Annotated in this window: 25 protein-coding genes; 21 read left to right on the top strand and 4 right to left on the bottom strand. The window is 51.1% G+C overall.

Translation table 11 applies throughout. The annotated features are described in order from the left end of the window. Window positions 1-46: 46 nt before the first annotated feature. Window positions 47-1,270 carry a phosphopentomutase gene (gene deoB / locus AC2A06_RS05885; RefSeq protein ID WP_484379668.1) on the top strand — a complete coding sequence of 408 codons (1,224 nt, stop codon included), beginning with the start codon at window positions 47-49 and terminating at the stop codon, window positions 1,268-1,270. Window positions 1,271-1,347: 77 nt separating this feature from the next. Next, on the top strand, window positions 1,348-2,079 hold the full coding sequence (gene deoD / locus AC2A06_RS05880) for a purine-nucleoside phosphorylase (protein WP_484379667.1): 732 nt from the start codon (window positions 1,348-1,350) through the stop codon (window positions 2,077-2,079). Window positions 2,080-2,135: 56 nt separating this feature from the next. Here deoD and AC2A06_RS05875 read toward each other — a convergent pair whose 3' ends face one another. Continuing rightward, complete coding sequence (locus AC2A06_RS05875; protein WP_473196861.1) at window positions 2,136-2,810, bottom strand: YtjB family periplasmic protein; 675 nt, start codon at window positions 2,808-2,810, stop codon at window positions 2,136-2,138. 135 nt (window positions 2,811-2,945) lie between these two features. On the opposite strand from AC2A06_RS05875, the gene serB reads away from it, so the two are divergent. The 3 genes from serB (at window position 2,946) to nadR (ending at window position 6,684) form a co-directional block, all read left to right on the top strand. Beyond that, window positions 2,946-3,923 (top strand): phosphoserine phosphatase, encoded by a 978-nt coding sequence (gene serB / locus AC2A06_RS05870; RefSeq protein ID WP_023489426.1) that lies wholly within the window; start codon window positions 2,946-2,948, stop codon window positions 3,921-3,923. A gap of 3 nt (window positions 3,924-3,926) precedes the next feature. Next, window positions 3,927-5,312, top strand: coding sequence for a DNA repair protein RadA (gene radA / locus AC2A06_RS05865; protein ID WP_023489427.1), 1,386 nt, complete (start codon window positions 3,927-3,929; stop codon window positions 5,310-5,312). Between the two features lie 106 nt (window positions 5,313-5,418). Further along, window positions 5,419-6,684 (top strand): multifunctional transcriptional regulator/nicotinamide-nucleotide adenylyltransferase/ribosylnicotinamide kinase NadR, encoded by a 1,266-nt coding sequence (gene nadR / locus AC2A06_RS05860; RefSeq protein WP_037385807.1) that lies wholly within the window; start codon window positions 5,419-5,421, stop codon window positions 6,682-6,684. Between the two features lie 127 nt (window positions 6,685-6,811). On the opposite strand, the gene AC2A06_RS05855 is transcribed toward nadR, so the two are convergent. The 3 genes from AC2A06_RS05855 to AC2A06_RS05845 form a co-directional block, all read right to left on the bottom strand. Next, on the bottom strand, window positions 6,812-7,813 hold the full coding sequence (locus AC2A06_RS05855) for a zinc-binding alcohol dehydrogenase family protein (protein WP_484379666.1): 1,002 nt from the start codon (window positions 7,811-7,813) through the stop codon (window positions 6,812-6,814). Between the two features lie 154 nt (window positions 7,814-7,967). Further along, window positions 7,968-9,635, bottom strand: coding sequence for an energy-dependent translational throttle protein EttA (gene ettA / locus AC2A06_RS05850; RefSeq protein ID WP_484379665.1), 1,668 nt, complete (start codon window positions 9,633-9,635; stop codon window positions 7,968-7,970). 283 nt (window positions 9,636-9,918) lie between these two features. After that, window positions 9,919-10,692, bottom strand: a complete 774-nt coding sequence (locus tag AC2A06_RS05845; RefSeq protein WP_484379664.1) for a class I SAM-dependent methyltransferase — start codon at window positions 10,690-10,692, stop codon at window positions 9,919-9,921. Between the two features lie 163 nt (window positions 10,693-10,855). Between AC2A06_RS05845 and AC2A06_RS05840 the strand changes: the two genes are divergently transcribed. The 16 genes from AC2A06_RS05840 (at window position 10,856) to AC2A06_RS05765 (ending at window position 25,614) form a co-directional block, all read left to right on the top strand. Beyond that, window positions 10,856-11,653 carry a helix-turn-helix transcriptional regulator gene (locus AC2A06_RS05840; protein WP_484379663.1) on the top strand — a complete coding sequence of 266 codons (798 nt, stop codon included), beginning with the start codon at window positions 10,856-10,858 and terminating at the stop codon, window positions 11,651-11,653. 228 nt (window positions 11,654-11,881) lie between these two features. Further along, on the top strand, window positions 11,882-13,276 hold the full coding sequence (locus tag AC2A06_RS05835) for a M24 family metallopeptidase (protein ID WP_473196866.1): 1,395 nt from the start codon (window positions 11,882-11,884) through the stop codon (window positions 13,274-13,276). Between the two features lie 487 nt (window positions 13,277-13,763). Continuing rightward, window positions 13,764-14,153 carry a hypothetical protein gene (locus AC2A06_RS05830; RefSeq protein WP_473196867.1) on the top strand — a complete coding sequence of 130 codons (390 nt, stop codon included), beginning with the start codon at window positions 13,764-13,766 and terminating at the stop codon, window positions 14,151-14,153. Between the two features lie 246 nt (window positions 14,154-14,399). Further along, window positions 14,400-15,458: a methyltransferase gene (locus AC2A06_RS05825; protein ID WP_484379662.1), complete on the top strand. Its 1,059-nt coding sequence runs from the start codon at window positions 14,400-14,402 to the stop codon at window positions 15,456-15,458. A gap of 80 nt (window positions 15,459-15,538) precedes the next feature. Continuing rightward, complete coding sequence (locus tag AC2A06_RS05820; protein ID WP_023488900.1) at window positions 15,539-16,261, top strand: beta-ketoacyl synthase chain length factor; 723 nt, start codon at window positions 15,539-15,541, stop codon at window positions 16,259-16,261. Further along, window positions 16,258-17,121: a lysophospholipid acyltransferase family protein gene (locus AC2A06_RS05815; protein WP_484379661.1), complete on the top strand. Its 864-nt coding sequence runs from the start codon at window positions 16,258-16,260 to the stop codon at window positions 17,119-17,121. Before AC2A06_RS05820 ends, AC2A06_RS05815 begins: the two co-directional genes overlap by 4 nt. Before the next feature lie 59 nt (window positions 17,122-17,180). Continuing rightward, window positions 17,181-17,438 (top strand): phosphopantetheine-binding protein, encoded by a 258-nt coding sequence (locus AC2A06_RS05810; protein WP_473196870.1) that lies wholly within the window; start codon window positions 17,181-17,183, stop codon window positions 17,436-17,438. Window positions 17,439-17,451: 13 nt separating this feature from the next. Further along, entirely contained in the window at window positions 17,452-17,700 is a 249-nt protein-coding gene (locus AC2A06_RS05805) for an acyl carrier protein (protein ID WP_116730199.1), read from the top strand. A gap of 8 nt (window positions 17,701-17,708) precedes the next feature. Further along, window positions 17,709-18,290 (top strand): COG4648 family protein, encoded by a 582-nt coding sequence (locus AC2A06_RS05800; RefSeq protein WP_473196871.1) that lies wholly within the window; start codon window positions 17,709-17,711, stop codon window positions 18,288-18,290. Continuing rightward, complete coding sequence (locus tag AC2A06_RS05795; protein WP_484379660.1) at window positions 18,287-19,648, top strand: class I adenylate-forming enzyme family protein; 1,362 nt, start codon at window positions 18,287-18,289, stop codon at window positions 19,646-19,648. The genes AC2A06_RS05800 and AC2A06_RS05795 overlap by 4 nt, the downstream gene beginning before the upstream one ends. Then, window positions 19,635-19,988, top strand: a complete 354-nt coding sequence (locus AC2A06_RS05790) for an ApeI family dehydratase (RefSeq protein WP_484379659.1) — start codon at window positions 19,635-19,637, stop codon at window positions 19,986-19,988. Before AC2A06_RS05795 ends, AC2A06_RS05790 begins: the two co-directional genes overlap by 14 nt. A gap of 20 nt (window positions 19,989-20,008) precedes the next feature. Beyond that, window positions 20,009-21,712, top strand: coding sequence for a glycosyltransferase family 2 protein (locus tag AC2A06_RS05785; protein ID WP_484379785.1), 1,704 nt, complete (start codon window positions 20,009-20,011; stop codon window positions 21,710-21,712). 3 nt (window positions 21,713-21,715) lie between these two features. Beyond that, on the top strand, window positions 21,716-22,138 hold the full coding sequence (locus AC2A06_RS05780; RefSeq protein WP_023488908.1) for an acyl-CoA thioesterase: 423 nt from the start codon (window positions 21,716-21,718) through the stop codon (window positions 22,136-22,138). Continuing rightward, window positions 22,135-22,740, top strand: coding sequence for an outer membrane lipoprotein carrier protein LolA (locus AC2A06_RS05775; RefSeq protein ID WP_023488909.1), 606 nt, complete (start codon window positions 22,135-22,137; stop codon window positions 22,738-22,740). Before AC2A06_RS05780 ends, AC2A06_RS05775 begins: the two co-directional genes overlap by 4 nt. Next, window positions 22,712-25,030 (top strand): MMPL family transporter, encoded by a 2,319-nt coding sequence (locus AC2A06_RS05770; protein ID WP_484379784.1) that lies wholly within the window; start codon window positions 22,712-22,714, stop codon window positions 25,028-25,030. The genes AC2A06_RS05775 and AC2A06_RS05770 overlap by 29 nt, the downstream gene beginning before the upstream one ends. Next, window positions 25,027-25,614: a DUF3261 domain-containing protein gene (locus tag AC2A06_RS05765; RefSeq protein ID WP_484379658.1), complete on the top strand. Its 588-nt coding sequence runs from the start codon at window positions 25,027-25,029 to the stop codon at window positions 25,612-25,614. The genes AC2A06_RS05770 and AC2A06_RS05765 overlap by 4 nt, the downstream gene beginning before the upstream one ends.

Here is a 25,614-nt window from a genome sequence, read left to right as displayed (position 1 = left end):
CTGTTGCAGCCGAAATAACCAAGTGTGAAAGCACACAGGAGAGATAATGAAGCGTACATTTATAATGGTATTAGACTCATTCGGCATTGGTGCCAGCGAAGATGCCGAGCGTTTTGGCGATCAAGGCTCTGATACTTTGGGCCATATTGCTGCTGCTTGTGCGCGTGGTGAAGCCAATGTGGGCCGTAGTGGCCCGTTGACGTTGCCAAATTTGAGCCGTTTGGGGCTGGGTAAGGCGGCAGAAGAGTCTAGCGGCCACTTCCCGGTAGGGTTGGATAACCATGCCGAGATTATTGGCGCCTATGGTTATGCCAGTGAGCTCTCATCGGGCAAGGATACGCCTTCTGGGCATTGGGAGATCGCCGGTGTGCCGGTGCTGTTCGAGTGGGGGTACTTTTCTGATCACCAGAATAGCTTCCCGCAGGCCCTGCTGGATAAGCTGGTTGCCCGGGCTAATCTGCCGGGTTACCTCGGCAACTGTCACTCTTCCGGTACGGTGATCCTTGATCAACTGGGTGAAGAACATATGAAGACCGGCAAGCCGATTTTCTACACTTCTGCAGACTCGGTATTTCAAATCGCCTGTCATGAACAGACCTTTGGCCTGGAGCGCCTGTACCAACTGTGTGAAATTGCCCGCGAAGAGCTGACGCAAGGGGGTTATAACATCGGTCGGGTGATTGCGCGGCCATTTGTCGGTGACCAACCGGGTCACTTCCAGCGTACCGGTAACCGCCATGATCTGGCTGTTGAACCCCCGGCACCGACGGTGCTGCAAAAACTGGTGGAAGAGAAGGGCGGAGAAGTGGTGTCTATTGGCAAGATTGCCGATATCTATGCCAACGTGGGGATCACCCAGAAAGTAAAAGCGACCGGCATTGACGAGTTGCTGGATGCCACCTTGGTCGAGATGGAAAAGGCCGGTGATAACACCATTGTCTTCACCAACTTTGTGGATTTTGACTCTTCCTATGGGCATCGCCGTGATGTGGCCGGTTATGCAGCAGCACTGGAACAGTTTGATCGTCGTCTGCCAGAATTACTCCAGCGGGTGACCGACGATGACATCATTATTTTCACCGCCGACCATGGTTGTGATCCTACCTGGCCAGGTTCAGACCATACCCGCGAGAATATTCCGGTGCTGGTTTATGGCCCGCAAGTCAAACCCGGTTCATTAGGCCACCGGAAAACCTTTGCTGATATCGGCCAGACTGTTGCCGTTTATTTTGGTCTGTCGCCGATGGATTATGGTCAATCGATGCTGTAATAACGCCAACATCCGTCGTCTGGCTACCCTCTGAATGACGACGGAAATCTAACAATTTGACGTGGAAGGAAAAGAAAATGGCTACACCACATATTAATGCCGAAATGGGCGATTTTGCTGATGTTGTCCTGATGCCGGGTGACCCGTTACGGGCTAAATATATTGCAGAAAACTTTTTGGACAATGCGGTAGAAGTTAACCAGGTGCGTGGCATGCTGGGATTTACTGGCACTTATAAAGGCCGCAGAATTTCTGTTATGGGCCATGGTATGGGCATCCCTTCCTGCTCTATTTATGCCCGTGAGCTGATTGCCGAATTCGGCGTGAAGAAGATCATCCGCGTGGGTTCCTGCGGTGCGGTACGTGACGATGTTAAACTGCGTGATGTGGTGATCGGTATGGGGGCTTGTACTGACTCTAAAGTGAACCGTATGCGCTTTAAAGATCATGACTATGCGGCTATCGCCGATTTCGACATGGTGCGCAATGCCGTTGATGCCGCAGCAGCGCAGGGAATACCGGCGCGGGTAGGTAATATTTTCTCCGCTGATCTGTTTTACACCCCAGACCCAGAGATGTTCCAGGTGATGAAGAAGTACGGCATTTTGGGCGTGGAAATGGAGGCGGCAGGTATTTATGGCGTCGCAGCAGAACTCTATGAAGAGTTTGGCTGTAAAGCGCTGACTATCTGTACCGTATCCGACCATATCCTGCGTCACGAAGCGACCACCGCCGATGAGCGCCAGACCACGTTTAACGAAATGATTGTGATTGCGTTGGAGTCGGTGTTGTTGGGGGATCAGGAATAAGATACCCACGAGTAGGGGCACACCTGCGAGTGTGCCTCATAAATTTAGGGTAGAGGTTACTTGTGGGGCTCACCCGCATTATCTTCTACCGCAGGCTCAACTGTGGCCTGTTCTTCTGCCAGCGGTGTATTGGCAGTCAGCAAGTAGGGTGACTGCTGCCAGTTGCTACGGCGCCCTTGGAGTAGTGTGTGCGCCAGAATAATGCCGATAGCCAGCGCCATCAGGATCATCAGGCGCAGCAGGTTAGTGGTGTTATCCACCTGCTTGGATTCTGTTGCCAGCGTATGGGTATCCAGCGTAACGCGAATAAACCCCAGCGGCCCCTCTTTACTCTCAATCGGTTCCACTAACTGATGGGTGAAATAGCTGCCCGCACGTTTACCATCCAGTGACAGGCGGTCACGAACATTAATCAGCTCTCCTGCTCGGACAACAAGTGAACCATCCAACTGATAGACACTGGCATCCAGAATTCGACTATGTGCGGTCAACTGCTTGAGAATAGCGTCAATATTCTGACTATCAATATTGCTGTTATCCATTAATGGCACCAGGCTGAAAGCAACTTGCTTGGTTAGCGTTTGTGCCAATTCTTCCACCTGTTCAGATCGCGCCATTTGATTACTCAGGCTAAAATAGGAGGCGCCCTGCATTAACAACACCAGTAATACTAGGCAAATCAAGATAATAGCAGTGCGATGCAGGCGGAATTTCAGTTTAGCTTTAGCCATAAGGCTTCCTTCAACGATTGGACGCTTTATGTTGCCAGAACCGCCAACGATAGGATAGTTTTACCCACTCTCTTTCAAGTTGCTTTTTTGTGGTTTGAAGTGACGTATTGATGCGCGTTTTTTCAGGAGTAAATGATGCCAAATAGTCTGACCTATTGTGATCTTCCCGCTGAGATCTCTCAATGGCCGGGGCTACCGCTTTCGCTAAGCGGTGACGAAGTGATGCCACTGGATTATCGTGCCGGTAATACCGGTTGGCTATTATATGGCAGAAAACTGGATAAAGCGTGTATCACGCAGTTCCAGCGCAAACTGGCCGTCCCGATGGTGATTGTCACCGCCTGGTGTGTGGAGGACTATCAGATTGTCCGTCTGGCGGGGACATTATCGACACGCGCCAAATTGCTGGCGGCGGAGAGTGGGTTGGATGTGGCGCCGTTGAGCCATATTCCGCATTTGCGCACCCCGGGTTTGCTGGTGATGGATATGGATTCAACGGCCATTCAGATTGAATGCATTGATGAAATTGCCAAGCTGGCGGGGGTGGGTGAGCAGGTAGCCGAGGTGACTGAGCGTGCGATGCGGGGTGAGCTCGATTTTGCCGCCAGTTTGCGCCAGCGAGTGGGCACACTGAAAGGTGCTGATGCCAATATTCTCAAGCAGGTACGGGATGAACTGCCATTGATGCCAGGGTTGACCAGCCTGGTCCATAAACTGCAGGCACTGGGTTGGCATGTCGCCATTGCCTCTGGCGGGTTTACCTACTATGCCGAGTACCTGCGTGACAAGTTGAAGCTGGTTGAAGTCGCGGCCAATGAATTGGAAATCCGTGACGGTAAATTAACCGGTGAAGTGTTAGGGACGGTGGTGGATGCGCAATATAAAGCCAATACCCTACAGGCACTGGCTGAAAAGCTGCAGATCCCGCCACAACAAACGGTGGCAATTGGTGATGGTGCCAACGACCTGAAGATGATGCAGGTTGCCGGGTTGGGCATTGCCTACCATGCCAAACCCAAGGTTTATGAGCAAGCGCAGGTGTCGATTCGCCATGCTGACCTGATGGGCGTATTTTGTGTCCTCAGCGGCAGTTTGAAATTTGATTTGAGGTAACTTGTGGCAAAAGCAGCCAAACGAGCGTTTGTGTGTAATGAATGCGGCGCAGATTATCCGCGTTGGCAGGGGCAATGCAGCGCCTGTCATGCCTGGAACAGCATTACTGAGGTGCGTCTGGCTGCTGTCTCTTCTTCGGCTGCTCGCAATGAGCGCTTCAGTGGTTATGCCGGGGAGACCGGGATCAGCAAAGTACAGAAGCTTTCGGACATCAGTCTGGAAGAGCTGCCGCGCTTTTCCAGTGGTTTTGTCGAGTTCGACCGTGTGTTGGGTGGGGGCGTGGTACCAGGTAGTGCGATCCTTATCGGCGGTAACCCCGGGGCCGGGAAAAGTACCTTGCTGTTGCAAGTACTGTGTAAACTTTCCCAACAGATGAAAACCCTGTATGTCACCGGTGAAGAGTCTTTGCAGCAGGTCGCGATGCGCGCTCACCGCCTTGGCCTGCCTACCGGTGGTTTGAATATGTTGTCGGAGACCAGCATTGAGCAGATCTGCCTGATTGCCGAGCAGGAACAACCCAGGCTGATGGTGATCGACTCGATTCAGGTGATGCATATGGCGGATATCCAATCATCACCGGGGAGTGTGGCGCAGGTGCGTGAAACCGCGGCTTATCTTACTCGTTTTGCCAAAACACGCGGTGTCGCCATTGTGATGGTGGGCCATGTGACCAAAGATGGTTCACTGGCTGGCCCGAAGGTGTTAGAGCACTGCATCGATTGTTCGGTACTGCTTGATGGTGACGCCGATTCCCGTTTCCGTACCTTGCGCAGCCATAAAAATCGCTTTGGTGCGGTCAATGAGCTGGGGGTGTTTGCCATGACCGAGCAGGGGCTGCGTGAAGTGAGCAATCCTTCTGCCATCTTCCTGAGCCGGGGGGATGAAGTGACCTCGGGGAGTTCGGTGATGGTGGTATGGGAAGGAACCCGACCATTGCTGGTGGAGATACAAGCGCTGGTGGACCATTCAATGATGTCTAACCCGCGCCGTGTTGCGGTGGGGCTGGAGCAGAATCGTCTGGCGATTTTGCTGGCGGTATTGCACCGCCACGGTGGTTTGCAAATGTCCGATCAGGATGTGTTCGTCAACGTGGTCGGCGGTGTCAAAGTGAGTGAAACCAGTGCTGACTTGGCGTTGTTATTGGCGTTGGTTTCCAGCTTTCGTGATCGCCCATTGCCAAATGATTTAGTGGTCTTCGGGGAAGTGGGGTTGGCAGGGGAGATCCGGCCGGTGCCAAGTGGTCAGGAACGTATTTCTGAAGCAGCCAAACATGGTTTCAAACGAGCAATAGTCCCGCACGCCAATGTACCGAAAAAGCCACTGGCTAATATGCAAGTATTTGGGGTCAAGAAACTGGCGGATGCCTTGAGTATTCTGGATGAGTTTTAATAGGCCGTAATCATACTCTGTTTAGTATATTATACTCGTCAGGTTTCAAGTTATTGCCATCACGCCTGCAGCTTGATTGGTGACGGGGATACATGGAGAGGGAATGATGCGGCAGTTCGATTACCTGAAAGCAGCGATTAAGCAAAAGGGCTGTACCTTACAACAGGTGGCTGAAGTCAGTAATATGACCAAAGGTTATCTCAGCCAACTGTTGAACGATAAAATCAAAAGCCCGAGTGCGCAGAAACTGGAAGCGTTGCACCGTTTTCTGGGGTTGGAATTCCCCCATAGCGAAAAGAAAGTGGGGGTGGTGTTTGGTAAATTTTACCCACTGCATACCGGGCATATCTACCTGATCCAACGTGCTTGCAGCCAGGTTGATGAGCTGCATGTGATCCTGTGCCATGATGAACCCCGTGACCGAACGTTGTTTGAAAACAGTTCCATGTCACAGCAGCCGACCGTCAGTGACCGCTTACGTTGGTTATTGCAAACCTTTAAATATCAGAAAAATATCCGTATTCACTCTTTTGATGAGCAGGGGATTGAGCCTTATCCCCATGGTTGGGATGTCTGGAGCAACGGCGTAAAGCGTTTTATGGAGCAGAAGGGAATTGTGCCCGGTTTTGTCTACTCCAGTGAAGAGTTGGATGCTCCCCGTTACCGTGAATACCTGGGTATTGAAACCATCCTGGTGGACCCTGAACGTTCCTTTATGAATATCAGCGGCAGACAGATCCGTCAGGATCCGTTCCGTTATTGGGATTATATCCCCACAGAGGTCAAACCGTTCTTTGTGCGTACCGTGGCGGTACTCGGAGGAGAATCGAGCGGTAAGTCAACGCTGGTTAACAAGTTGGCGAATATCTTCAACACCACCAGTGCCTGGGAATATGGCCGCGATTATGTGTTTTCGCACCTAGGTGGTGACGAGATGGCCCTGCAGTACTCCGATTACGACAAAATAGCCCTTGGGCAAGCTCAGTATGTGGATTTTGCGGTGAAATATGCCAATAAAGTGGCGTTTATCGATACCGACTTTGTCACGACTCAGGCGTTTTGCCGGAAATATGAGGGGCGCGACCATCCTTTTGTGCAGGCGTTGATCGACGAATACCGTTTTGATCTGGTGATCCTGCTGGAAAACAACACCCCTTGGGTGGCGGATGGCTTGCGTAGCTTAGGTAACCCGGTTGACCGCAAAGAGTTTCAACATCTGCTGGAAGAGATGTTGCGAGCAAACAATATTGAATATGTTCATGTTGAATCCAGCGACTATGAAGAGCGTTTTTTGCGCTGTGTTGAACTGGTGCAGCAACTGTTAGCGGCGGATGCCAGCCGTTTGAGTGGCTCCCCTGCAATCGCACGCTAAGCATAAACCATCGGCGCAGCACGCTGCGCCTGAATGGTATGCTCGCCTCTCTAGGAGCATAGGCCACTATGTGACTAGGGTGAGAGACCGCAGCCAACAACCCTGCGGTTTGATTGACGACGGGATATTAGTAAGTAATCACCAACTTGCCCAACATATGCCCCGCCAGCAGTTTATGGTGCGCGGCAGTGAGTGTTTCCACCGTTAACCCAGTCACTGTTTCAGTGAGGGTGGTGGTCAATTTGCCCTCATCAAGTAACTGCGCCATCTGTTTGAGGATCTCCCCTTGTTGGGCGATATCCGGCGTGGTGAACATGCTGCGGGTAAACATAAACTCCCAATGTAACGCCGCACTTTTTGTTTTTAATGCACTCTGGTCCAGAGGCTGGCGGTTTTCCACAATGCTACAGATATGGCCTAAAGGCGCGATCAAGTTGCTGATGCTTTGCCAATGGGCATCGGTATCGTTCAGGCACAGAATATAATCCACCCGTTCAATGCCGGCTTGTGCCAGATTGTTTTGCAGGTCACGATAATCCACCACTAGATCGGCACCACGCGCTTGGCACCAGGCGATTGATTCCGGGCGTGAGGCAGTAGCAATCACCTTCACTTGGCTACGCAATGCCGCCAGGGAGATAGCCAAAGAACCAACACCACCGGCACCGCCGATAATTAACAGCGTTTTGCCTGCCTCAGCATGCTGAATATTCAGGTGTTCAAACAGCGCTTCCCAGGCGGTTAGCGCGGTAAGGGGGATCGCCGCTGCTTCTGCCCAGCTCAATTTACTCGGCTTGTGGGCAGCAATGCGCGCATCAATCAATTGATAGGTGCTGTTGCTGCCAGGGCGGGTAATATCCCCGGCATACCAGACTTCATCACCCGGTTTGAACCCCGTGACACTACTGCCAACAGCCACCACCACACCACTGGCATCCCAGCCGAGAATGCGTGGTTGTTGCAAACCATTTTTTTGCAGACCCGCATGGATCTTAGTATCCACCGGGTTAACAGAAACCGCTTTTACCTCTACCAGCAGGTCATACTGCCCAGGGGTAGGTTGATCGGTAGTAATCTCAATAAAGTGGGCTGGGTTGTTTGGGTCGACGGCGATAGCTTTGATTAACATAGTGCGCTCCTTCAATAAATGCCGACAGTATATACCCAGGATTTACGTCATACACTGGGCACATAGGCAGAGATATTGGGGGAAGAAACAAAAAGCCCGTGGAGTACACGGGCTGGTCATAGGCAGTGGGGCAAGATAATCGCCCCAGCAGGGGTTATTTGGTGATTTTTTTATACTTGATGCGGTGAGGCTCCAACGCATCGGCACCCAACGTACGCTTTTTATACTCTTCGTATTCGGTAAAGTTACCTTCGAAAAACTCCACCTTACCCTCATCCTGATAATCCAGAATATGAGTAGCAATACGGTCAAGGAACCAGCGGTCGTGGGAGATCACCATGGCGCAACCCGGGAATTCCAATAAGGCGTTTTCCAGTGCGCGCAGGGTTTCGATATCCAGATCGTTGGTAGGTTCGTCAAGTAGCAATACGTTACCGCCAACTTGCAACAGTTTGGCCAGATGCAGACGGCCACGCTCACCACCGGACAGCTCACCCACACGCTTGCCTTGGTCAACCCCTTTGAAGTTGAAACGGCCAACATAGGCGCGGCTTGGCATTTCAGTCGTGCCAATGCGCATAATGTCCTGCCCGCCAGAAACTTCTTCCCAAACGGTTTTGGCGTTATCCATGCTGTCACGGAACTGATCGACGGAAGCCAACTTAACGGTATCCCCCAGCACAATGGTGCCAGAATCCGGTTGTTCTTGACCGGACATCATGCGGAACAGCGTAGACTTACCGGCGCCGTTCGGGCCGATAATCCCGACGATGGCCCCTTTGGGTACCGCGAAGGAGAGATCGTCGATCAATACGCGGTCACCGTAGGATTTACGCAACTGACTAACTTCAACCACTTTATCCCCCAGACGTGCGCCTGGTGGAATAAACAGTTCGTTAGTTTCGTTACGTTTCTGGTATTCGGTATTGTTCAGTTCTTCAAAGCGAGCCAGACGCGCTTTACCTTTAGACTGGCGGCCTTTAGCACCTTGACGCACCCACTCCAGCTCTTTCTCGATGGACTTGCGGCGTGCGGCTTCGGTAGAGGCTTCTTGCGCCAGACGCGCATCTTTCTGCTCCAGCCAGGAAGAGTAGTTGCCTTCCCATGGAATACCTTCGCCACGATCCAGCTCCAGTATCCAGCCCGCCACGTTATCCAGGAAGTAGCGGTCGTGAGTAATAGCGACCACGGTCCCTTCAAAGTCGTGCAGGAAACGCTCCAGCCAAGCAACGGATTCGGCATCAAGGTGGTTGGTGGGTTCGTCCAGCAACAGCATATCTGGCTTTTCCAGCAACAGACGGCACAAGGCGACACGACGGCGCTCACCACCGGAAAGGTTGGCGATTTTGGCATCCCACTCTGGCAGGCGTAGTGCATCGGCAGCGCGCTCAAGCTGGGCATTGAGGTTATGGCCATCATGGGCTTGAATGATCTCTTCCAGGCGACCTTGTTCGGCGGCCAGTTTATCGAAATCAGCCCCTTCCTCAGCATAAAGTGCGTACACCTCATCAAGGCGTTTTAGCGCACCCACCACTTCTGCCAGCGCTTCTTCTACCGACTCACGAACGGTGTGCGCCATATTGAGTTGCGGTTCTTGCGGCAGATAGCCGATCTTGATGCCCGGTTGTGGGCGCGCTTCCCCTTCGATATCGGTATCGATGCCCGCCATAATGCGCAGCAGGGTTGATTTACCGGAGCCGTTCAGGCCCAGCACACCAATTTTGGCCCCAGGGAAGAAACTCAAGGAAATATTTTTCAAAATATGACGCTTCGGCGGCACGACTTTGCCGACGCGGTGCATGGTATAGACGTATTGAGCCACGTTGCTCTAGCCTCTCTATCAGTTTTTCTACCCTTCCTACTTCAAAATTGCTTGGGTGTTAGCCGTACTCTGTCACCCCAGTCACATAGTTATCTATGCTCCTGGGGCTTCCATCGTTTGCCGCCTACAAGCAACTCGAAGTATTTTGGGTATATAGGGTGTCTTTCTGCAAGAGTGTAGCCCGTTTCATAATCAGATCCCAGACCCGACACCACGATAGGCAAATGTATATCCGTCATCAAGCAAGTTGCTGGGGCTGCAGTGGCTGGCCTTACCCATAAGGCTAGCGGTTTTTGTTCACCTCAAACATCATAATATCGCTGGTAAACGAGCCATCGTCCTGGATGGCAAAATGCTGCTGTACCTCTGCGGTTACCCCTTGCTGTAGCGCCTGAATCGCCGTAACGAAATGCTCCGGGGTACGCATTCGCGCCACCCAGCTGGTGAACTCCAATGGCAGGCGGTCTGAAGTGACCTGCTGCACCACCAGCCCAGCGTCAGTGAACATGCTCAGCCATTCGCCTGGTGAATAGTCGCGGACATGTGAGGTATCACGCAACACTTCTACTGTTTGCAGATAAACATCTAACAGCGGGTGCCCAGGGGAAACTACATCCATCAGGATGGCACGACCACCGGGTTTTAACACGCGCTTCACTTCACGCAGTGCCTGGCCGACATCATGCCAGTGATGCGCCGAATAACGGCTAATCACAATATCGAAGCTGGCATCGTCAAACGGCAGTGATTCTGCTACCCCTTGTTGCACGCGAACGTTTGCCAACCCTTTTTCTGCGGCAGCGGTACTCACTACCGTTAGCATCTGTGCCGACAAATCATAGGCCACCACTTGCGCTACTTTTGCTGCCGCAGTGAAACTGGCATGCCCTGCGCCACAGCCCAAGTCCAGCAATTGAGCGGTGTTACAGTTTTCCAGCAGGTTCGACAAACGTTGCAGATCTTTCCCTTGAGCATGTACGGCACTGTTTAAGTAGGCTTGCGCCTGTTCGCCGAATTGACGTTCCACAGCGTTCTGGTGGCTATTATTGTTGTTCATATTTATTCCCGTTATTAGTTTGCCGTTATTCACGAGGTTTTATCTTGCATGGTCTTGGTCATACGATGATGGGGGCCAAGTACCTGATGGTGATCATGACTATAATTAATTCACTATACGGGTACAATATGAGCATTTATCCTAGTATAAGAGGTACCCGTTTATGGAATCAGATGATTTATCCGGCCCTAAAGCCCTAGGGGCTTTTCTGCGCGCCTGCCGGGAACGGGTAACGCCTGAAATGTTAGGCTTACCCACCGCTCCACGCCGCCGTACTAGCGGTTTACGTCGTGAAGAACTGGCACAAATCAGTGGAATCAGTACCACTTGGTACACCTGGATTGAGCAAGGGCGCGAGGTGGCTATTGCCCCTGGAACCTTGGCTCGCATTGCCAAAGCGTTGCAACTTGACCATGCCGAACGCCATTATTTATTTACGCTGGCGCGTATCGCTGATCCCGAGTTGGAACTGCATCAGGACACCATTAACCCCATCGTGCTGCAAAGCGTGCATCAAATGATGGTGCCTTGTTATCTGCTCGATTTCACCTGGCATATGGTGGCCTGGAATCAACAGGCTGAAGCCTTGTTTGGCGATTGGCTGCAACAAGCCAATACACCAAACCTGCTACATTTTATGTTCTTCCACCCCCAGGCAAAGAAATTGGTCACGCATTGGGAGGAGCGCGCCCAGCGTGTGGTTGCTGAATTTCGTGCTGAAACCAGTCACCATCAGGGAACTGAAGAAATACGCGCCTTTGTACGCCACATGACACAACACAGCGAATTTTTTGACCGTTGGTGGCGGCAGCAGGATGTGCTGGCCCGTGAAGGGGGCGAGCGAACGTTTACTCATCCGCAGCAAGGCATCCTGCATTATCAGCAAGTGACTTTTTATCCCGCTGAACACCATGGGTTGAAGCTGGTGATGCTGATCCCATTGCCCGGCGACCCCAGTTAACAAACAACCTCCGTTAGCCTGGTGTGAGCGGGTGAAAGAGGTTATGGCTAGGGGATTCTCAGCGATTCAGTGATGCTCACTGTTGATTATCTGCAAACCAGCATCGCGATTGGTAGGGTATAATGATCATCATATTTTGTGGGCAGGTCGGGCGGTGCAGGTGCTAGGGCCAGTTGGCAGCCGCAGTAAAAGCCGCGATAAAAATAGTTAACCATGAGGTTAGGGTAAATGAAGACAAAACGTGTTGAGTTGGTTTCGGTTGTCCCCCCTGCCACTTTTCCGCAGGTGGCCCCCGTCATGCTGACGGCGGAAACGATGGCTGCACGCCGTGATAAAGTGCTGGCGAGGATGAGAGCTGAAAATTTTGATGCGCTGCTGATTTACGCTGATAAAGAGCATGGCGGTAACTTTGAATATTTGACCGGTTTTGTACCGCGCTTTGAAGAGGCCCTGTTGCTATTGGAAGCTGACGGTAAAGCGACCATTATTTTAGGGAATGAAAACCTGAAAATGGCACAACATGCGCGTTTACCGGTGCAACAGCTGCTTTGTCCTTATTTCTCTTTGCCGAACCAGCCGATGGATCACGAAAAGCCGCTCGATGAGCTCTTTGTGGCCGCCGGTTTGGGGAATAAACAGAAAGTCGGTTTAGTAGGTTGGAAAATGTTTACCGGCAAAATAGGCAACCAGGAAACACTGTTTGATCTCCCTTATTTTATCGTTGAATCCGTTAAAAAGAGCCTGGCTACGGGGGCCACATTGGTCAATGCCATCCCCCTGTTTATTGGTGGACAAGCGGGAGCCCGGACCACCAATAATGCTAATGAACTCGCACACTACGAGTACGGTGCCAACCTCTCTTCCACTTGCATTATGGCGGCGATGAATAGCGTTGCGGTGGGCGTTAAAGAGAGCGATTTAGGGCAACAACTCACTGCCGAGGGGCAATATAATACGGTGGTCACCATTGCTGCCACCGGGCGTCGTTTTGAACATGCCAACTTTTATCCCACTCACAAAGTGATCCAGCAAGGTGACCCGCTGTCGTTGACTACGGCGTATAAAGGGGGATTATCCAGTCGAACCGGCTTTGCTATCGCTGATGAAAGTGAATTGCCCGCCAACCAAAGTGACTATCTGGCAAGGGTAGCCAAGCCTTACTACCGTGCAGTGGCGACCTGGTTGGAGAATATTCATATCGGTATGAAAGGCGGTGAACTTTATTCCCTGATTGAGCAGGTGTTGCCTAAGAAGGATTATGGTTGGCATCTCAACCCAGGGCACTTGGTGGCGGATGAGGAGTGGATGTCTTCCCCTGTCTATCCATTATCGGAAGAGCAAATCCGTAGTGGCATGATGTTACAGATTGATATCATTCCATCCGTCGCGGGGTATACCGGTGTCAGCGCTGAGGAGTGTGTGGCGGTGGCCGATGCTGAACTCCAGGCCAACATCAGGCAGGAATACCCGCAGCTTTGGGCGCGTATCACCCAGCGGCGTGAATATCTCAAGACAGTGTTGAATATTAACTTAAGCGATGATGTTATCCCGCTATCCAATACCGTTGCCTATCTTAGGCCGTTTCTCCTAGCTAAAGATAAGGCCTTGGCGATGCGTGATTGAAGCGAGCCCGGTTTTAGCGAGTAGGGTAGTCAAGCACTATCCTGATTTCTTCAAATTACCGGTAAACAGTAACCTTACGAGCTCTAAGGACGGAGCTCGTCATCGAGCTTCTTTCAAGCGCCTCAGTATAACCATGATAAATATGTAGGGTGTTATATATAAAACCATGGTTATAACAGACATTCTTGTGTCGAATAAAATTCGATATTCATATTCTATTACACAAATAAAGTATCTTTTATTATTCAACTTAAACAGACTCAGAGCTTGAACCTGATAAAGTGATTGTGTAAAGTTCGCGCGGGAACTTTGGTGTGGCAAGGGATACGGCCTGTCTCGATGGTCTTGTGAACCGTTATTTTCAGTGAAATAGCCTCAACTTAACCAATTCTTAACATTGTTCTTAACCCATCATTTTCAGATGCTGAGATTAATATCTTGATTGCATTGAGGTTGGGCTCAAATAATCAAAAATGGAGATTGTATTATGGGAAAATTCTTAAAATGGTGTGTCGCTCTCACTGTAATAGTTACTCTGGCAGGTTGTGCACGGACTGCGCCAGTAGTTCAAGTTCACAGTACGGTAACTGCAGGCCATACTGAAACTCAGGTAAGAGATGCTATTCTAAAAGCGGGGCAGCAACGTCAGTGGATCATGACGCAAGTCAGTCCAGGTGTCATTAATGGCCGCCAGCAAGCACGTGACCACGTTGCAGAAATTCGCATTAATTATACGGCAACCAGCTATTCCATTAACTATGTCAGTAGCCTCAATTTGCAATCCTCCGGTGGTAAGATTCATAAGAGTTATAATCGTTGGGTACTCAATCTCGATAAAGATATTCAGTTGAACCTGTCAGCAGGTGCTGGATTATAATTATTAGTGTTGATTAACATTGGGTCGGTCGTGGCCCAATGAAACTATTTTTTATATCCAGACTCATTCAAGTTGCAGTCAACATCGCTGCGGCTTTAATGGTGATGGGGATAGACTCCAAATCATGTCAGTTGCTGTAAGTTAAAGAGTCACCAAGGGGATAAATGACCTGGTGGCAGGCTGAGTACCGTTAACGCACAGGCAATTTGAAAGATAGCGAGACCAGCTTAAGGGATTGCGTGAAAAATGTATGAGCATGATAAGCTCAGTGCCCTCGATGCCATTACCGAGGCACAACGAATTGCTTTTGCACCTATGCTGTTTCAAACGGCACTTTGTTTACGCAATACAGGTGTACTGGATTATCTCGATAAACAAGGAAGGCGTGGAGCCACTCTGCGAGATATCACCAATAACAGTAATATTAATGAATATGCAGTCAGCGTGTTACTGGATATGGGGCTCAGTGGGCGTATTGTGACCTGTAAAGAGGAGCATTACTATATTGCCAAGGTTGGCCATTTTCTGCTTCACGATACCATGACCCGTGTGAATATGGATTTCACCCAAGATGTTTGCTATCAGGGGTTATTCTCTTTAGAAGATGCACTTAAAGCAGGAAAGCCAACAGGCTTAAAAGTATTTGGTGAGTGGCCAACCATTTATCCGGCCTTATCACAATTACCTCATGCGGCGCGTGAAAGCTGGTTCGCTTTTGATCATTACTATTCAGACGGCGCGTTTGACGCAGTATTGCCACATATATTTGCCTATCAACCGGGCTCTTTATACGACGTGGGGGGCAATACAGGTAAGTGGGCGCTCCGTTGCTGCCAGCATGATAATGATGTCTCCGTGACATTATTAGATTTACCACAGCAAATTGCATTGGCTCGCGAGAATATTGAAGCGGCGGGATTATCTCATCGCATCGGTTTCCATGCGGTAGATATGCTGGGTGATGCCCCATTACCTGGCGAAGCCGATATCTGGTGGATGAGTCAGTTCCTTGACTGTTTCTCACCAGAACAAATTATTGCCATTCTGAACCGCGTTGCGGGTGTGATGAAACCCGGCGCTCGGTTGTGTATTATGGAACTCTTCTGGGATGCACAAAAATTTGAGGCCGCAGCATTCAGCTTGAATGCGTCATCGCTCTATTTCACTTGTATGGCTAACGGGAATAGCCGTTTTTATAGTGTAGAGAAGTTTTGTCATTACCTCGAAATGGCTGGTTTTCGGCTAGAGAAACGCGTTGATAACCTCGGAATTGGACATACTTTACTGATATGTCAAAAATTTTAATAAAATGGCAGCATTTTTGTTGCACTGACTCCCTGTCACTCTCTCAGAGTCACCTATTGATTGCGGATGCGCTTACTTAGATGAAATTGGCTTTAAATATTATTGACTGGCAGGCCAGGGCACCTGGTTTGAGCGAGGCAGCGCAGTGGTATCAGTGGTCGCAGCAGCCCCATGCTATTGTGCCCTCAGAACCACAGGCGAAGCTAAGCGAGCTTTCAATGATGACGGCACGTCGCTTGGCATCAGGTAGTCGATTGGCGGTGGAGTGTGGCTTGGCGATGTTACGCCGCCATCAAATTGATGCTGTGCTGTACACCAGCCGTCATGGTGAACTGGAACGCAATTATCGCATCTTGTCAGCCCTGGCGGAGCAGTTGCCGGTCTCTCCCAGTGACTTCACCACCTCGGTGCATAATTCGGCAGTAGGGCATTTGACTATTGCGGCTCAACAACCATTGGTTTCATCCTCATTGGCTGCCGGTATCGATACTTTTCAGCAAGGGTTGTGTGAAGTGACTTGTCTATTACAGGCAGGCTATCAACGGGTATTAATGGTGGATTTTGACGGTATGTTACCTGAGTTTTACCATGACAGCCTGCCTGAACAGATGCCGACCTGGGCTTATGCAGTGGCCATGGTATTTGAGCGTGGAGAAACGTTGCAATGTACCAGTCAGGCGGTGGAGTACGGGGAAGAACCTGCATTGCCACAAAGCTTGCAGTTTTTGCAACATTACTTAAGTGCTGTGCCGCTGTTTTCGATCCCAGGGGAGAGATTGATGTGGCACTGGAGCCGGGCATGAATCCCCTGTACGCGCGCATAAACCGGCTTTGGCGGCTGGTTATGACCGGGTGGTGCTTTGTGCTGTTTGGTATTGGCGGGCTATTGCTGTCGCTGGTTTGGTTTAATCTGCTGCTGGTGTTGTATCGCAATGAGGCCAAGCGGCGTAGCCTGGCTCGCTACAGTATTGCTACCAGCTTTCGCTTTTTTCTGTCGACGGCCAAAGTGCTGGGGGTACTTGACTATCGCATTGATGGTCTTGAGCTACTGCGCAAGGAACGTGGTTGTCTGATAGTCGCCAACCACCCGACCTTGATAGACTATGTGCTGTTGGCGTCGGTGATGCCGGAAACAGACTGCCTGGTAAAAAGTTCATTATTGCGCAATCCGTTTATTGGTGGGGTGATCCGTGCGGCAGGTTATCTGATTAATAGTCAGGCGGATGAGTTACTCCCAGCCAGCCAGCAGCGCCTTGCCCAGGGGGATACTATCCTGATTTTCCCCGAGGGGACACGCACACGTCAGGGGGAGCAGATGGTGTTGCAGCGAGGTGCCGCCAATATCGCTGTGCGCTGCGGTTGTGATTTACGTGTGGTGGTGATCCGCTGCAGTGAGCATCTGCTTGATAAGCAAAGCAGATGGTATGACATCCCCCCCAGAAAACCCCTGTTTCAGGTGGCAGTGGGTGAGCGGATACCGATTAAACAATTTATTGATGCAAAATCACCGCAACCGGCACTGGCTGCCAGGCGGCTCAACCAGCATATTTTGCATCTACTATCACCAGGACTATACCCAAGCTCAATCAAGCTGCAGGTAGAGGGTATCCGAGGGAACTCCGATGAGCTGGCACCAGTCAGTGATACGGGTAAACGCGGGTAACCCCAATCTCTGCGGTGTGATTGGTGATGGGAATAATTTCGTTGCAAGGAAAAATAATAATGCAAGCTCTCTATCTTGAAATAAAAAACCTGATTATCAATACATTGAATCTGGATGAGCTGTCGCCTGATGATATCGATACTGACGCGGCACTGTTTGGTGAAGGTCTGGGGTTGGACTCCATCGATGCTCTGGAGTTGGGGCTGATGGTGAAAAACCAATACGGCATCGTGTTGTCCGCAGAGAGTGAAGAGATGCGTCAGCATTTCTATTCTGTGGCGACGCTGGCTTCTTTCATCCACAATCAACGCGCTTAAGAGCCCATCCGCTATGACAGAACAACATGCCATTTATCAGGAAGTATCTGATCTTCTAGGTAAACTATTTGAAATTTCCCCTGATGATATTAAGCCAGAGGCCCGTCTGTATGAGGATCTTGAGCTGGATAGTATTGATGCGGTTGACATGATCGTGCATCTGCAAAAGAAAACCGGCAAAAAGATCAAGCCTGAAACCTTTAAATCCGTCCGTACCGTGCAGGATGTGGTGGATGCGGTAGAAAACCTGCTGCGAGAATAATATTCCCTATGGGTGGTTACCGTTTGCAGCGGGGTATACAACTGATTACAGCGCTGATGCTGCTGGCTTGGCCATTTCTTATCTGGTTTGGTTTGACCTATAACGGTCTGCGTTGGTTAGTGCCGCTGATGGTTTTTTTGCTGATCTTGCGAGTTTGTCAGGTCCGCCAGACTATTGGCCCGATGCGCCTGGTGATACAAAGCGTTGTTTCGGCGGGGGTTGCCTTATGCATCTTGAGCTATCTGCTGCAAGCGCACCAGCTGTTGTTGTTTTATCCCGTGATGGTGAATCTGGTGATGCTGGTGTTATTCGGCAGTTCACTATGGAGTTCAATGCCGCTGGTTGAGCGCTTGGCACGTTTGCAGGCACCGGAACTCCCCCCAGAGGGAGTGCGTTATACCCGCAAGGTAACGCAAATATGGTGCGTGTTTTTTATTTTAAATGGTGCAATGGCACTATTTACCGTTTTATATGGTGAGATGTGGTTATGGACGACTTGGAACGGCATGATAGCCTATGTGCTGATGGGAATATTGATGATGGGCGAATGGCTGGTACGCCGCCAGGTGATAAAACGAGCCGCCCCATGATCAAGCCGCTTCCTCTGGCACAGTGGTTGAGTGCACCTCGTCCGGATGACACACCGGTTGCCTGGCTGGGCGAACAGACCTGGACCCTGGGGCATCTGCGTTATGATGTCACGCTGTTGGTGAACACCCTGCAACAGCACGAGGGTCAACGCTGGGCGCTCTGTTTTGAAAACAGCTATTTATTTATCGTCGCATTATTAGCGATGCTGCATGCAGGGAAAACACCCATTATTCCAGGGCATAGCCGTGTTTCGCTGCTAGAGGAACAACAAGCTCTGTTTAATGGCGTATTGGCAGACCGCATGCTGACCTGGGGTGGTCCAACCGTTGTCATTCATTCTGCTAATCAACAGGCTGAACAGCGTGAGCCATTACCCGCGATTGACCCGTCAGCTTATGTCGAGTTATTTACCTCTGGTTCCACCGGGCAGCCGCGACGAGTCATTAAGCCTATCACCTGCCTGGATCGTGAAGCGCTATTATTGGCGGACCGCTTTGCTGAACGCCTTGCTGGCTGCCGTGTTGTCGCCTCTGTGGTGCCACAGCATCTTTATGGGCTCACCTTCCGCATCTTTCTGCCCATGGCGTTAGGGTTGCCGCTGCATGCGGCGATGCTCTATTACACCGAGCAGTTGGCCGCGTTGAATCCTGCCTATCGCTATGTGTTTATCAGCAGCCCGGCCTTTTTAAAACGTTTGGATCATCAACTGACACCGCCATCGGTAGCGATGGTGCTTTCCGCTGGTGGGGTCCTGCCATGGGAAGATGTGGTTCAAACTGCCCATTGGTTGGGAGTATGGCCTGACGAAATTTACGGCAGTACTGAAACCGGGATTATGGCGTGGTGCCATCGCCAGCAGGAGGATATCCTTTGGCAATGCTTCCCGGGGGTAAAGATCCACGCCGATGGTGAGGTGTTTCGTGCTATTTCCCCCCTAATACCCGACAGTCAGGGCCAGTTGCTTGATGATATTTTGCAGTTTGATGATAACGGCTTGTTCCGTTTGCAGGGGCGCTGTGGCCGTGTCGTGAAGATTGAAGAGAAGCGAATTTCGTTGGACGAGATTGAACAACGCTTACTGGAACTGGAAGGGGTGAAGGAGGCGGTGGCTCTGTCAGTGAGTTGCGGTGGTCGTCAGGGGATTGGTGCTCTGCTGGTGCTGGATGAACCTATGCGGCAACAATGGCAACAGCGTAGTAAGGCGGCACAGGAACTTGAGTGGCGTCGTGCGTTGTTGCCTCGGTTAGAGCCAGTTACCGTTCCCCGTTACTGGCGTATTATCGATGAGATACCGGTCAACAGTATGAATAAGCGTGTCTATGCGCAATTACAGGAGCTTTTTCATGCAACCACATGAAATTGAAAGTCATTTGTTGCAGGCATCACAAGCGGAAATCGTCCTGTGGCTTGACCCGGCTTCATTCTGGTTTAAGGGTCATTTTGCTGCCCAGCCACTGTTGCCTGGTGTTGCTCAATTAAATTGGGTGATGCATTACGCCACTACGCTGCTGGCACCGGGTTTTCGTTTTCACAGTATATCGAACGTTAAGTTTCAAGCCCCTTTGCTGCCGGAAAATAGAGTGACGTTGCTGCTTAACTGGCAGCAAGAGCGGCAAGTATTAACCTTCAGTTATCAACGTCATGATGGTGACGCGCGGCAGACTGCCAGCAGTGGGAAGATCCGTCTATGTCGTTAACTGCCATGTCATTAACTGCTATGTCGCTAACCCCCGTAGCCTGCCATTTCTGTGTGGTGATCCCTTGTTATAATCACGGAGCCATGATGGCTAGCGTGTTGACACGTTTGCAGCCCTTTGGTTTGCCCTGCTTTGTGGTGGACGATGGCAGTGATGAAGCGACACGCCAAGAGCTTGAACATTTGGTGGGGCGTTATCCTCATGTGACGCTGGTACGTCTTGCTCACAATTCCGGTAAAGGGACTGCGGTAATTCGTGGGCTGGAAGAGGCTTTTCAACAGGGGTTTACCCACGCGATTCAGGTAGATGCGGATGGGCAACACACCATTGAAGATATTCCTAAACTGATGGCGTTGGCACAGCAGCATCCCAGTGCGTTAATTTCCGGGCAACCGATTTATGACGATTCAATCCCACGTTCGCGTCGTTATGGCCGCTGGATAACCCATGTCTGGGTGTGGATTGAAACTCTCTCTTTGCAGTTAAAAGATAGCATGTGCGGTTTTCGCGTTTATCCGCTGGCGCCTACGTTGCAATTAGCACAGCAGGTAGCCCTGGGTAAACGGATGGATTTTGATACTGAAGTGATGGTGCGGCTCTACTGGCAAGGTAACCGTAGTTATTTCGTCCCCACTCGCGTCACCTATCCGCAGGATGGTCTGTCGCACTTTGATGCATTGAAAGATAACTGCCGTATTTCACTGATGCATACTCGTCTGTTCTTCGGCATGCTGCCACGAATCCCAGCGCTGCTATTGCGCCGTTCCAGCTCACACTGGGCACAGCAAAAGGAGGTCCAGGGGCTATGGGGGATGCGACTCATGCTTACTGTCTGGCGACTGCTGGGGCGTAAAGCATTTTCACTGTTACTCTACCCGGTCGTGGCCGCTTATTGGCTTGGTGCACATCAGGCACGCCGGGCTTCGCAAAACTGGCTCAAGCGAGTGAGGTATGAATTAACCCAGCGTGAGCGCCCGATCCCAGCCGGTTGCAATAGCTACCAACATTTTTTGCGCTTTGGTGACGCCATGCTGGACAAAATCGCCAGTTGGCGAGGCGAGCTGCAATTGGGGCGGGATGTTATTTTTGCACCGGGGGCTGAAGTTACCCTGGATGTTCCTTCACCAACGGGAAAGCTGCTGTTGGTGTCACATTTAGGGGATGTTGAAGCCTGTCGTGCTCTGGCTCAACAACAAGGCAGTAAGACCATCAATGCGTTGGTGTTTACTGATAACGCGCAACGTTTCAAACAGATTATGGCAGAGATGGCTCCACAGGCAGGGTTGAATCTGATCCCGGTTAATCATCTCGGCCCTGAGAGTGCCATATTGCTGAAAGAGAAGCTGGACTGTGGTGAATGGGTTGCCATTGTTGGCGATCGTGTCGCAGTTAACCGGCAACGGGGTGGTGACTGGCGTGTGGTTTGGAGCCGTTTTATGGGGCGTCCGGCCCCTTTTCCTCAGGGGCCTTTTATTCTGGCGTCGGTCTTGCGCTGCCCAGTATTACTGGTTTTTGCCCTGCGTCAGCAAGGGAAACTGTATTTACACTGTGAACCCTTCGCCAACCCGTTACTGTTACCACGTGCGGACCGCCAGGGAGCACTGCAACAAGCGGTTGATCGCTATGCGGAGCGCCTGGAACATTATGCGCTGGCGTCGCCGCTCGATTGGTTTAATTTTTTCGATTTCTGGCAACTTCCTGACCAACCTGTTGATAAGGAGTAAAGGGTGCTCAACGATCCCCGTTTTACTGCTGAAGTAGAGCTTTCAGTGCCCTTCCATGATGTCGATATGATGGCGGTGGTTTGGCACGGTAACTACTTTCGCTACTTTGAAATTGCCCGCGAGGCATTACTGAACCAGTTTGATTATGGTTATCGGCAGATGAAAGCATCGGGTTATCTTTGGCCAGTGGTGGACACTCGGGTGAAGTACCGCAACATCCTGACTTTTGAACAGCGGATCCGTGTCTGTGCCCGCTTAACAGAATATGAAAACCGTTTGCGCATTGACTATCAGATTTTTGATGCAGCTAGCGGCAAATGTACCACTACCGGTTACACCATTCAGGTGGCGGTAGAAGAAAAGAGTGGGGAGATGTGTTTTGTCTGCCCGGCAATTCTGTTTGAACGAATGGGAGTGACACCATGAAGTACTGGCCTCTATTTATTCTGCTGTTCACTCCGTGGGTTAGTGCTGTCACGCTGGATGAATTGCAGCAGCGTTTTACCGAACAACCGGTGGTGCGGGCTCATTTTGATCAGACTCGCAGTATCAAAGGCCTGCCACAGCCGTTGCGCTCGCAAGGTGAAATGGTCATTGCCCGTGAACAAGGGTTGTTATGGGATCAGAAAACGCCGTTTGTCATGACGCTGATACTGGATGACGCGCGTATGGTGCAAGTGATTAACGGCCAGGCACCACAGGTGATTACGGCACAAAATAACCCTCAGATGTTCCAGTTCAACCATCTGTTGCGCGCGCTATTTCAGGCTGATCGAAAAGTATTGGAGCAAAACTTCCAAATTGATTTCCAGGATAAAGGTGAAGGCCGCTGGATGTTAAAGCTAACGCCTGTCACCACCCCGTTGGATAAAATTTTTGCCACCCTTGAGCTGTCCGGGCAGCACTATCTGGAAACCATCCAACTGAACGATAAACAGGGTGATCGCACAACGATTATCTTCTCCCAACATCGGCTGACCCCCAATAGCTTGACCCATGATGAGAACCAACGTTTTGCTGCACACTAGCGCTAAACGCTTGGCGTGGTTATGGGGAGCCCTTTGTCTGGTTTTACTGGGTACCTTGCTGGTCATGTTGCCACAAACGCGTATCAACAGCAGTGTGCTGGCCATGTTGCCCAAGCAGACCCTGGGGACTATCCCCCCAGCACTGAATGACGGCTTTATGCAGCGGCTGGATAAACAACTGGTTTGGTTAGTCAGCCCGGGTAAACAGGCTAACCCGCAGGTCGCGCAATACTGGCTCACACTGTTGCAGCAATCCAAGGGGGTGAAGGAACTCAAAGGCCCGATGGATGCGACTAGCCAGCAGGCTTGGGGGGACTTTTATTGGCGTCATCGTAATGGCTTGCTCGACAGTGCGACACGTCAACGCTTACAGGATGGGGGGGAAGCCCAGGCTCAGTGGATCCTCTCGCAACTCTACTCTGCATTTTCAGGGGTGAGCGGTAAAGAGTTACAAAATGATCCCTTGATGCTCATGCGCGGCTCGCAATTGGCATTGGCCCAAAATAGCCAGCGTTTGCGACTGATGGATGGCTGGTTGGTCACCCAGGATGATGAGGGGAATTACTGGTATTTGCTGCATGGTGAGTTAGCCAACTCGTCGTTTGATATGCAGCAGACCCACCAGGTGGTGTCCACGCTTAATAGGTTGGAAAACCAGTTAAAGGCAGAGTATCCACAGGCACAACTGCTTTCACGTGGCACGGTGTTTTACAGTGATTATGCCAGCCAACAAGCGAAGAGCGACCTCTCTACCTTGGGGGTAGCGACGATCCTCGGCGTCATCTTGCTGATTGTTGTGGTTTTTCGTTCACTGCGCCCTCTGCTGTTGTGCCTGCTTTCGGTAGGTATTGGGGCGTTGGCCGGGGTCGTCGCTACATTGTTGCTCTTTGGCGAACTGCACCTGATGACGCTGGTGATGAGTATGAGCATTATTGGCATCTCCGCTGACTACACGCTCTACTATCTCACTGAGCGGATGGTCCATGGCGGCGAAGTGTCACCCTGGCAAAGTTTGCATAAAGTTCGTCAAGCGCTGTTGTTGGCATTGCTGACGACCGTCATCGCCTATCTGATTATCATGTTGGCGCCCTTTCCGGGGATTCGCCAGATGGCGGTGTTTGCCGTGGCAGGGCTGAGCGCCTCCTGTTTGACGGTACTTTTCTGGCACCCTTGGTTATGTCAGCGATTGCCGGTCAGGCCCATCCCGGCTATGACACTACTACTGCGCTGGCTGGCGTTTTGGCGGCGTAAGCAAAAATTATCGTGGGCCTTGCCTGTGCTCCTGGCGGTGGTTTCATTGGCAGGTATCGCGACATTGCGGTTTGATGATGATATTGCTCAGTTGCAAGCGCTGCCGCAGGGGATTCTGGCGCAGGAAAAGCAGATTACCTACCTGACAGGGCAAAGCGTCGATCAGAAATGGTTTGTGGTTTATGGGGCAACCTCGCAACAAGTTTTGGAACGCCTTGAGGCATTGACTCCGGTTTTGGAGCAGGCTCGTCAGGGGGGAACGCTGACTGGGTTTCGCTTGCTCCCACTGAATTCGCTGGTTCGTCAGCAACAGGATCTCACCCTGTTAAGTGAGGCGGCACCAGCCACCGTCCGTGCGCTGCAAAGTGCGGGGTTGACGGCAATCACCCCGGCATTGCAGGCGATGCCGGTCACAGTTGATGAATGGCTTGCTAGCCCTGCCAGTGAGGGGTGGCGTTTGATGTGGTTAACGCTGTCAAACGGTGAAAGTGGTGTGTTGGTTCCGGTTGATGGTGTGACAGACAGTACCGCATTGAAGGCATTGGCAGCAAAGCAGGAGGGCGTGGCGTGGGTTGATCGTAAAAGCACCTTCAACGAACTTTTTGCGCTCTATCGCACGCTGCTCGCTGGTTTGTTGCTGGTGGCTCTGGCGGTGATTGCCTGCGGCGCAATGATACGTCTGGGGTGGCGTAAAGGATTAGTCAGCCTGGTACCTTCGTTGCTGTCCCTCAGTTGTGGGCTGGCTGTTTTATCCTTGAGTGGTCATGCGGTGAACCTGTTTTCGTTATTGGCACTGGTGCTGGTTTTGGGGATCGGTATTAACTACACCCTGTTTTTCAGTAATCCACGGGGTACGCCGGTGACTTCATTGCTGGCGATCACGCTGGCGATGATGACTACATTACTTACGCTAGGCATGTTGGTTTTTAGTACCACACAAGCAATTAGTAACTTTGGGATGGTGTTGGTGAGTGGGATCTTTACTGCTTTTCTGCTTTCCCCATTAGCCATGCCTGACCGAAAAGAGAGAAAAAAATGAGAAAGAACCACCTTTGGTATACGGTTATGCTGCTTGGGGTGTTGTTAATGAGTGGTTGTCGCCATTCCCCCGGCCCTGCGGATAGCTCCGCCCCACAGGCGTGGCTTGAGCCTGGTGTGCGGGTGACGCTACCGGCTCCGGGCATTACGCCAGAAGTGAATTCTCAACAGTTGCTGACGGGCAGTTTTAACGGACAAACCCAGTCTTTGTTGGTGATGTTGAACGCTGATGCCAACCAAATTACGTTGGCAGGTCTCTCGTCTGTGGGGATCCGTCTATTCCTGCTCACCTATGACCATAATGGCATCCATACCGAGCAGGCGTTAGTAGTGCCACAATTGCCGCCAGCCAGTCAGGTTTTAGCTGATGTGATGCTCAGCCATTGGCCGATTAGTGCCTGGCAGAAGCAATTACCCAAAGGCTGGACCCTGGTTGATCAAGGGGATAAGCGTGAGTTGCGCAATGCCAGCGGCAAACTGGTCACTGAAATCACCTATTTACAGCGTAAAGGCAAACGTGAGCCTATTAGCATCAGGCAGCATGTCTTTAAATATCACATCGGCATTCAATATTTGGGCGACTGA

Source organism: Serratia sp. HNCC26DJ244, assembly GCF_057180565.1.
This window is presented reverse-complemented; position numbering and strand designations above follow the sequence as displayed.

What these genes read in the sequence shown, in the direction of transcription:
- AC2A06_RS05815 (WP_484379661.1), top strand. Translation starts at nt 16,258, where the DNA reads ATGAATCCCCTGTACGCGCGCATAAACCGGCTTTGGCGGCTGGTTATG.
- AC2A06_RS05795 (WP_484379660.1), top strand. Translation starts at nt 18,287, where the DNA reads ATGATCAAGCCGCTTCCTCTGGCACAGTGGTTGAGTGCACCTCGTCCG.
- AC2A06_RS05840 (WP_484379663.1), top strand. Translation starts at nt 10,856, where the DNA reads ATGGAATCAGATGATTTATCCGGCCCTAAAGCCCTAGGGGCTTTTCTG.
- AC2A06_RS05770 (WP_484379784.1), top strand. Translation starts at nt 22,712, where the DNA reads ATGAGAACCAACGTTTTGCTGCACACTAGCGCTAAACGCTTGGCGTGG.
- AC2A06_RS05820 (WP_023488900.1), top strand. Translation starts at nt 15,539, where the DNA reads ATGAAATTGGCTTTAAATATTATTGACTGGCAGGCCAGGGCACCTGGT.
- serB (WP_023489426.1), top strand. Translation starts at nt 2,946, where the DNA reads ATGCCAAATAGTCTGACCTATTGTGATCTTCCCGCTGAGATCTCTCAA.
- nadR (WP_037385807.1), top strand. Translation starts at nt 5,419, where the DNA reads ATGCGGCAGTTCGATTACCTGAAAGCAGCGATTAAGCAAAAGGGCTGT.
- AC2A06_RS05785 (WP_484379785.1), top strand. Translation starts at nt 20,009, where the DNA reads ATGTCGCTAACCCCCGTAGCCTGCCATTTCTGTGTGGTGATCCCTTGT.
- AC2A06_RS05835 (WP_473196866.1), top strand. Translation starts at nt 11,882, where the DNA reads ATGAAGACAAAACGTGTTGAGTTGGTTTCGGTTGTCCCCCCTGCCACT.
- AC2A06_RS05875 (WP_473196861.1), bottom strand. Translation starts at nt 2,810, where the DNA reads ATGGCTAAAGCTAAACTGAAATTCCGCCTGCATCGCACTGCTATTATC.
- AC2A06_RS05810 (WP_473196870.1), top strand. Translation starts at nt 17,181, where the DNA reads ATGCAAGCTCTCTATCTTGAAATAAAAAACCTGATTATCAATACATTG.
- AC2A06_RS05830 (WP_473196867.1), top strand. Translation starts at nt 13,764, where the DNA reads ATGGGAAAATTCTTAAAATGGTGTGTCGCTCTCACTGTAATAGTTACT.
- AC2A06_RS05790 (WP_484379659.1), top strand. Translation starts at nt 19,635, where the DNA reads ATGCAACCACATGAAATTGAAAGTCATTTGTTGCAGGCATCACAAGCG.
- AC2A06_RS05765 (WP_484379658.1), top strand. Translation starts at nt 25,027, where the DNA reads ATGAGAAAGAACCACCTTTGGTATACGGTTATGCTGCTTGGGGTGTTG.
- AC2A06_RS05805 (WP_116730199.1), top strand. Translation starts at nt 17,452, where the DNA reads ATGACAGAACAACATGCCATTTATCAGGAAGTATCTGATCTTCTAGGT.
- AC2A06_RS05825 (WP_484379662.1), top strand. Translation starts at nt 14,400, where the DNA reads ATGTATGAGCATGATAAGCTCAGTGCCCTCGATGCCATTACCGAGGCA.
- AC2A06_RS05775 (WP_023488909.1), top strand. Translation starts at nt 22,135, where the DNA reads ATGAAGTACTGGCCTCTATTTATTCTGCTGTTCACTCCGTGGGTTAGT.
- deoB (WP_484379668.1), top strand. Translation starts at nt 47, where the DNA reads ATGAAGCGTACATTTATAATGGTATTAGACTCATTCGGCATTGGTGCC.
- AC2A06_RS05855 (WP_484379666.1), bottom strand. Translation starts at nt 7,813, where the DNA reads ATGTTAATCAAAGCTATCGCCGTCGACCCAAACAACCCAGCCCACTTT.
- AC2A06_RS05800 (WP_473196871.1), top strand. Translation starts at nt 17,709, where the DNA reads ATGGGTGGTTACCGTTTGCAGCGGGGTATACAACTGATTACAGCGCTG.
- deoD (WP_484379667.1), top strand. Translation starts at nt 1,348, where the DNA reads ATGGCTACACCACATATTAATGCCGAAATGGGCGATTTTGCTGATGTT.
- AC2A06_RS05845 (WP_484379664.1), bottom strand. Translation starts at nt 10,692, where the DNA reads ATGAACAACAATAATAGCCACCAGAACGCTGTGGAACGTCAATTCGGC.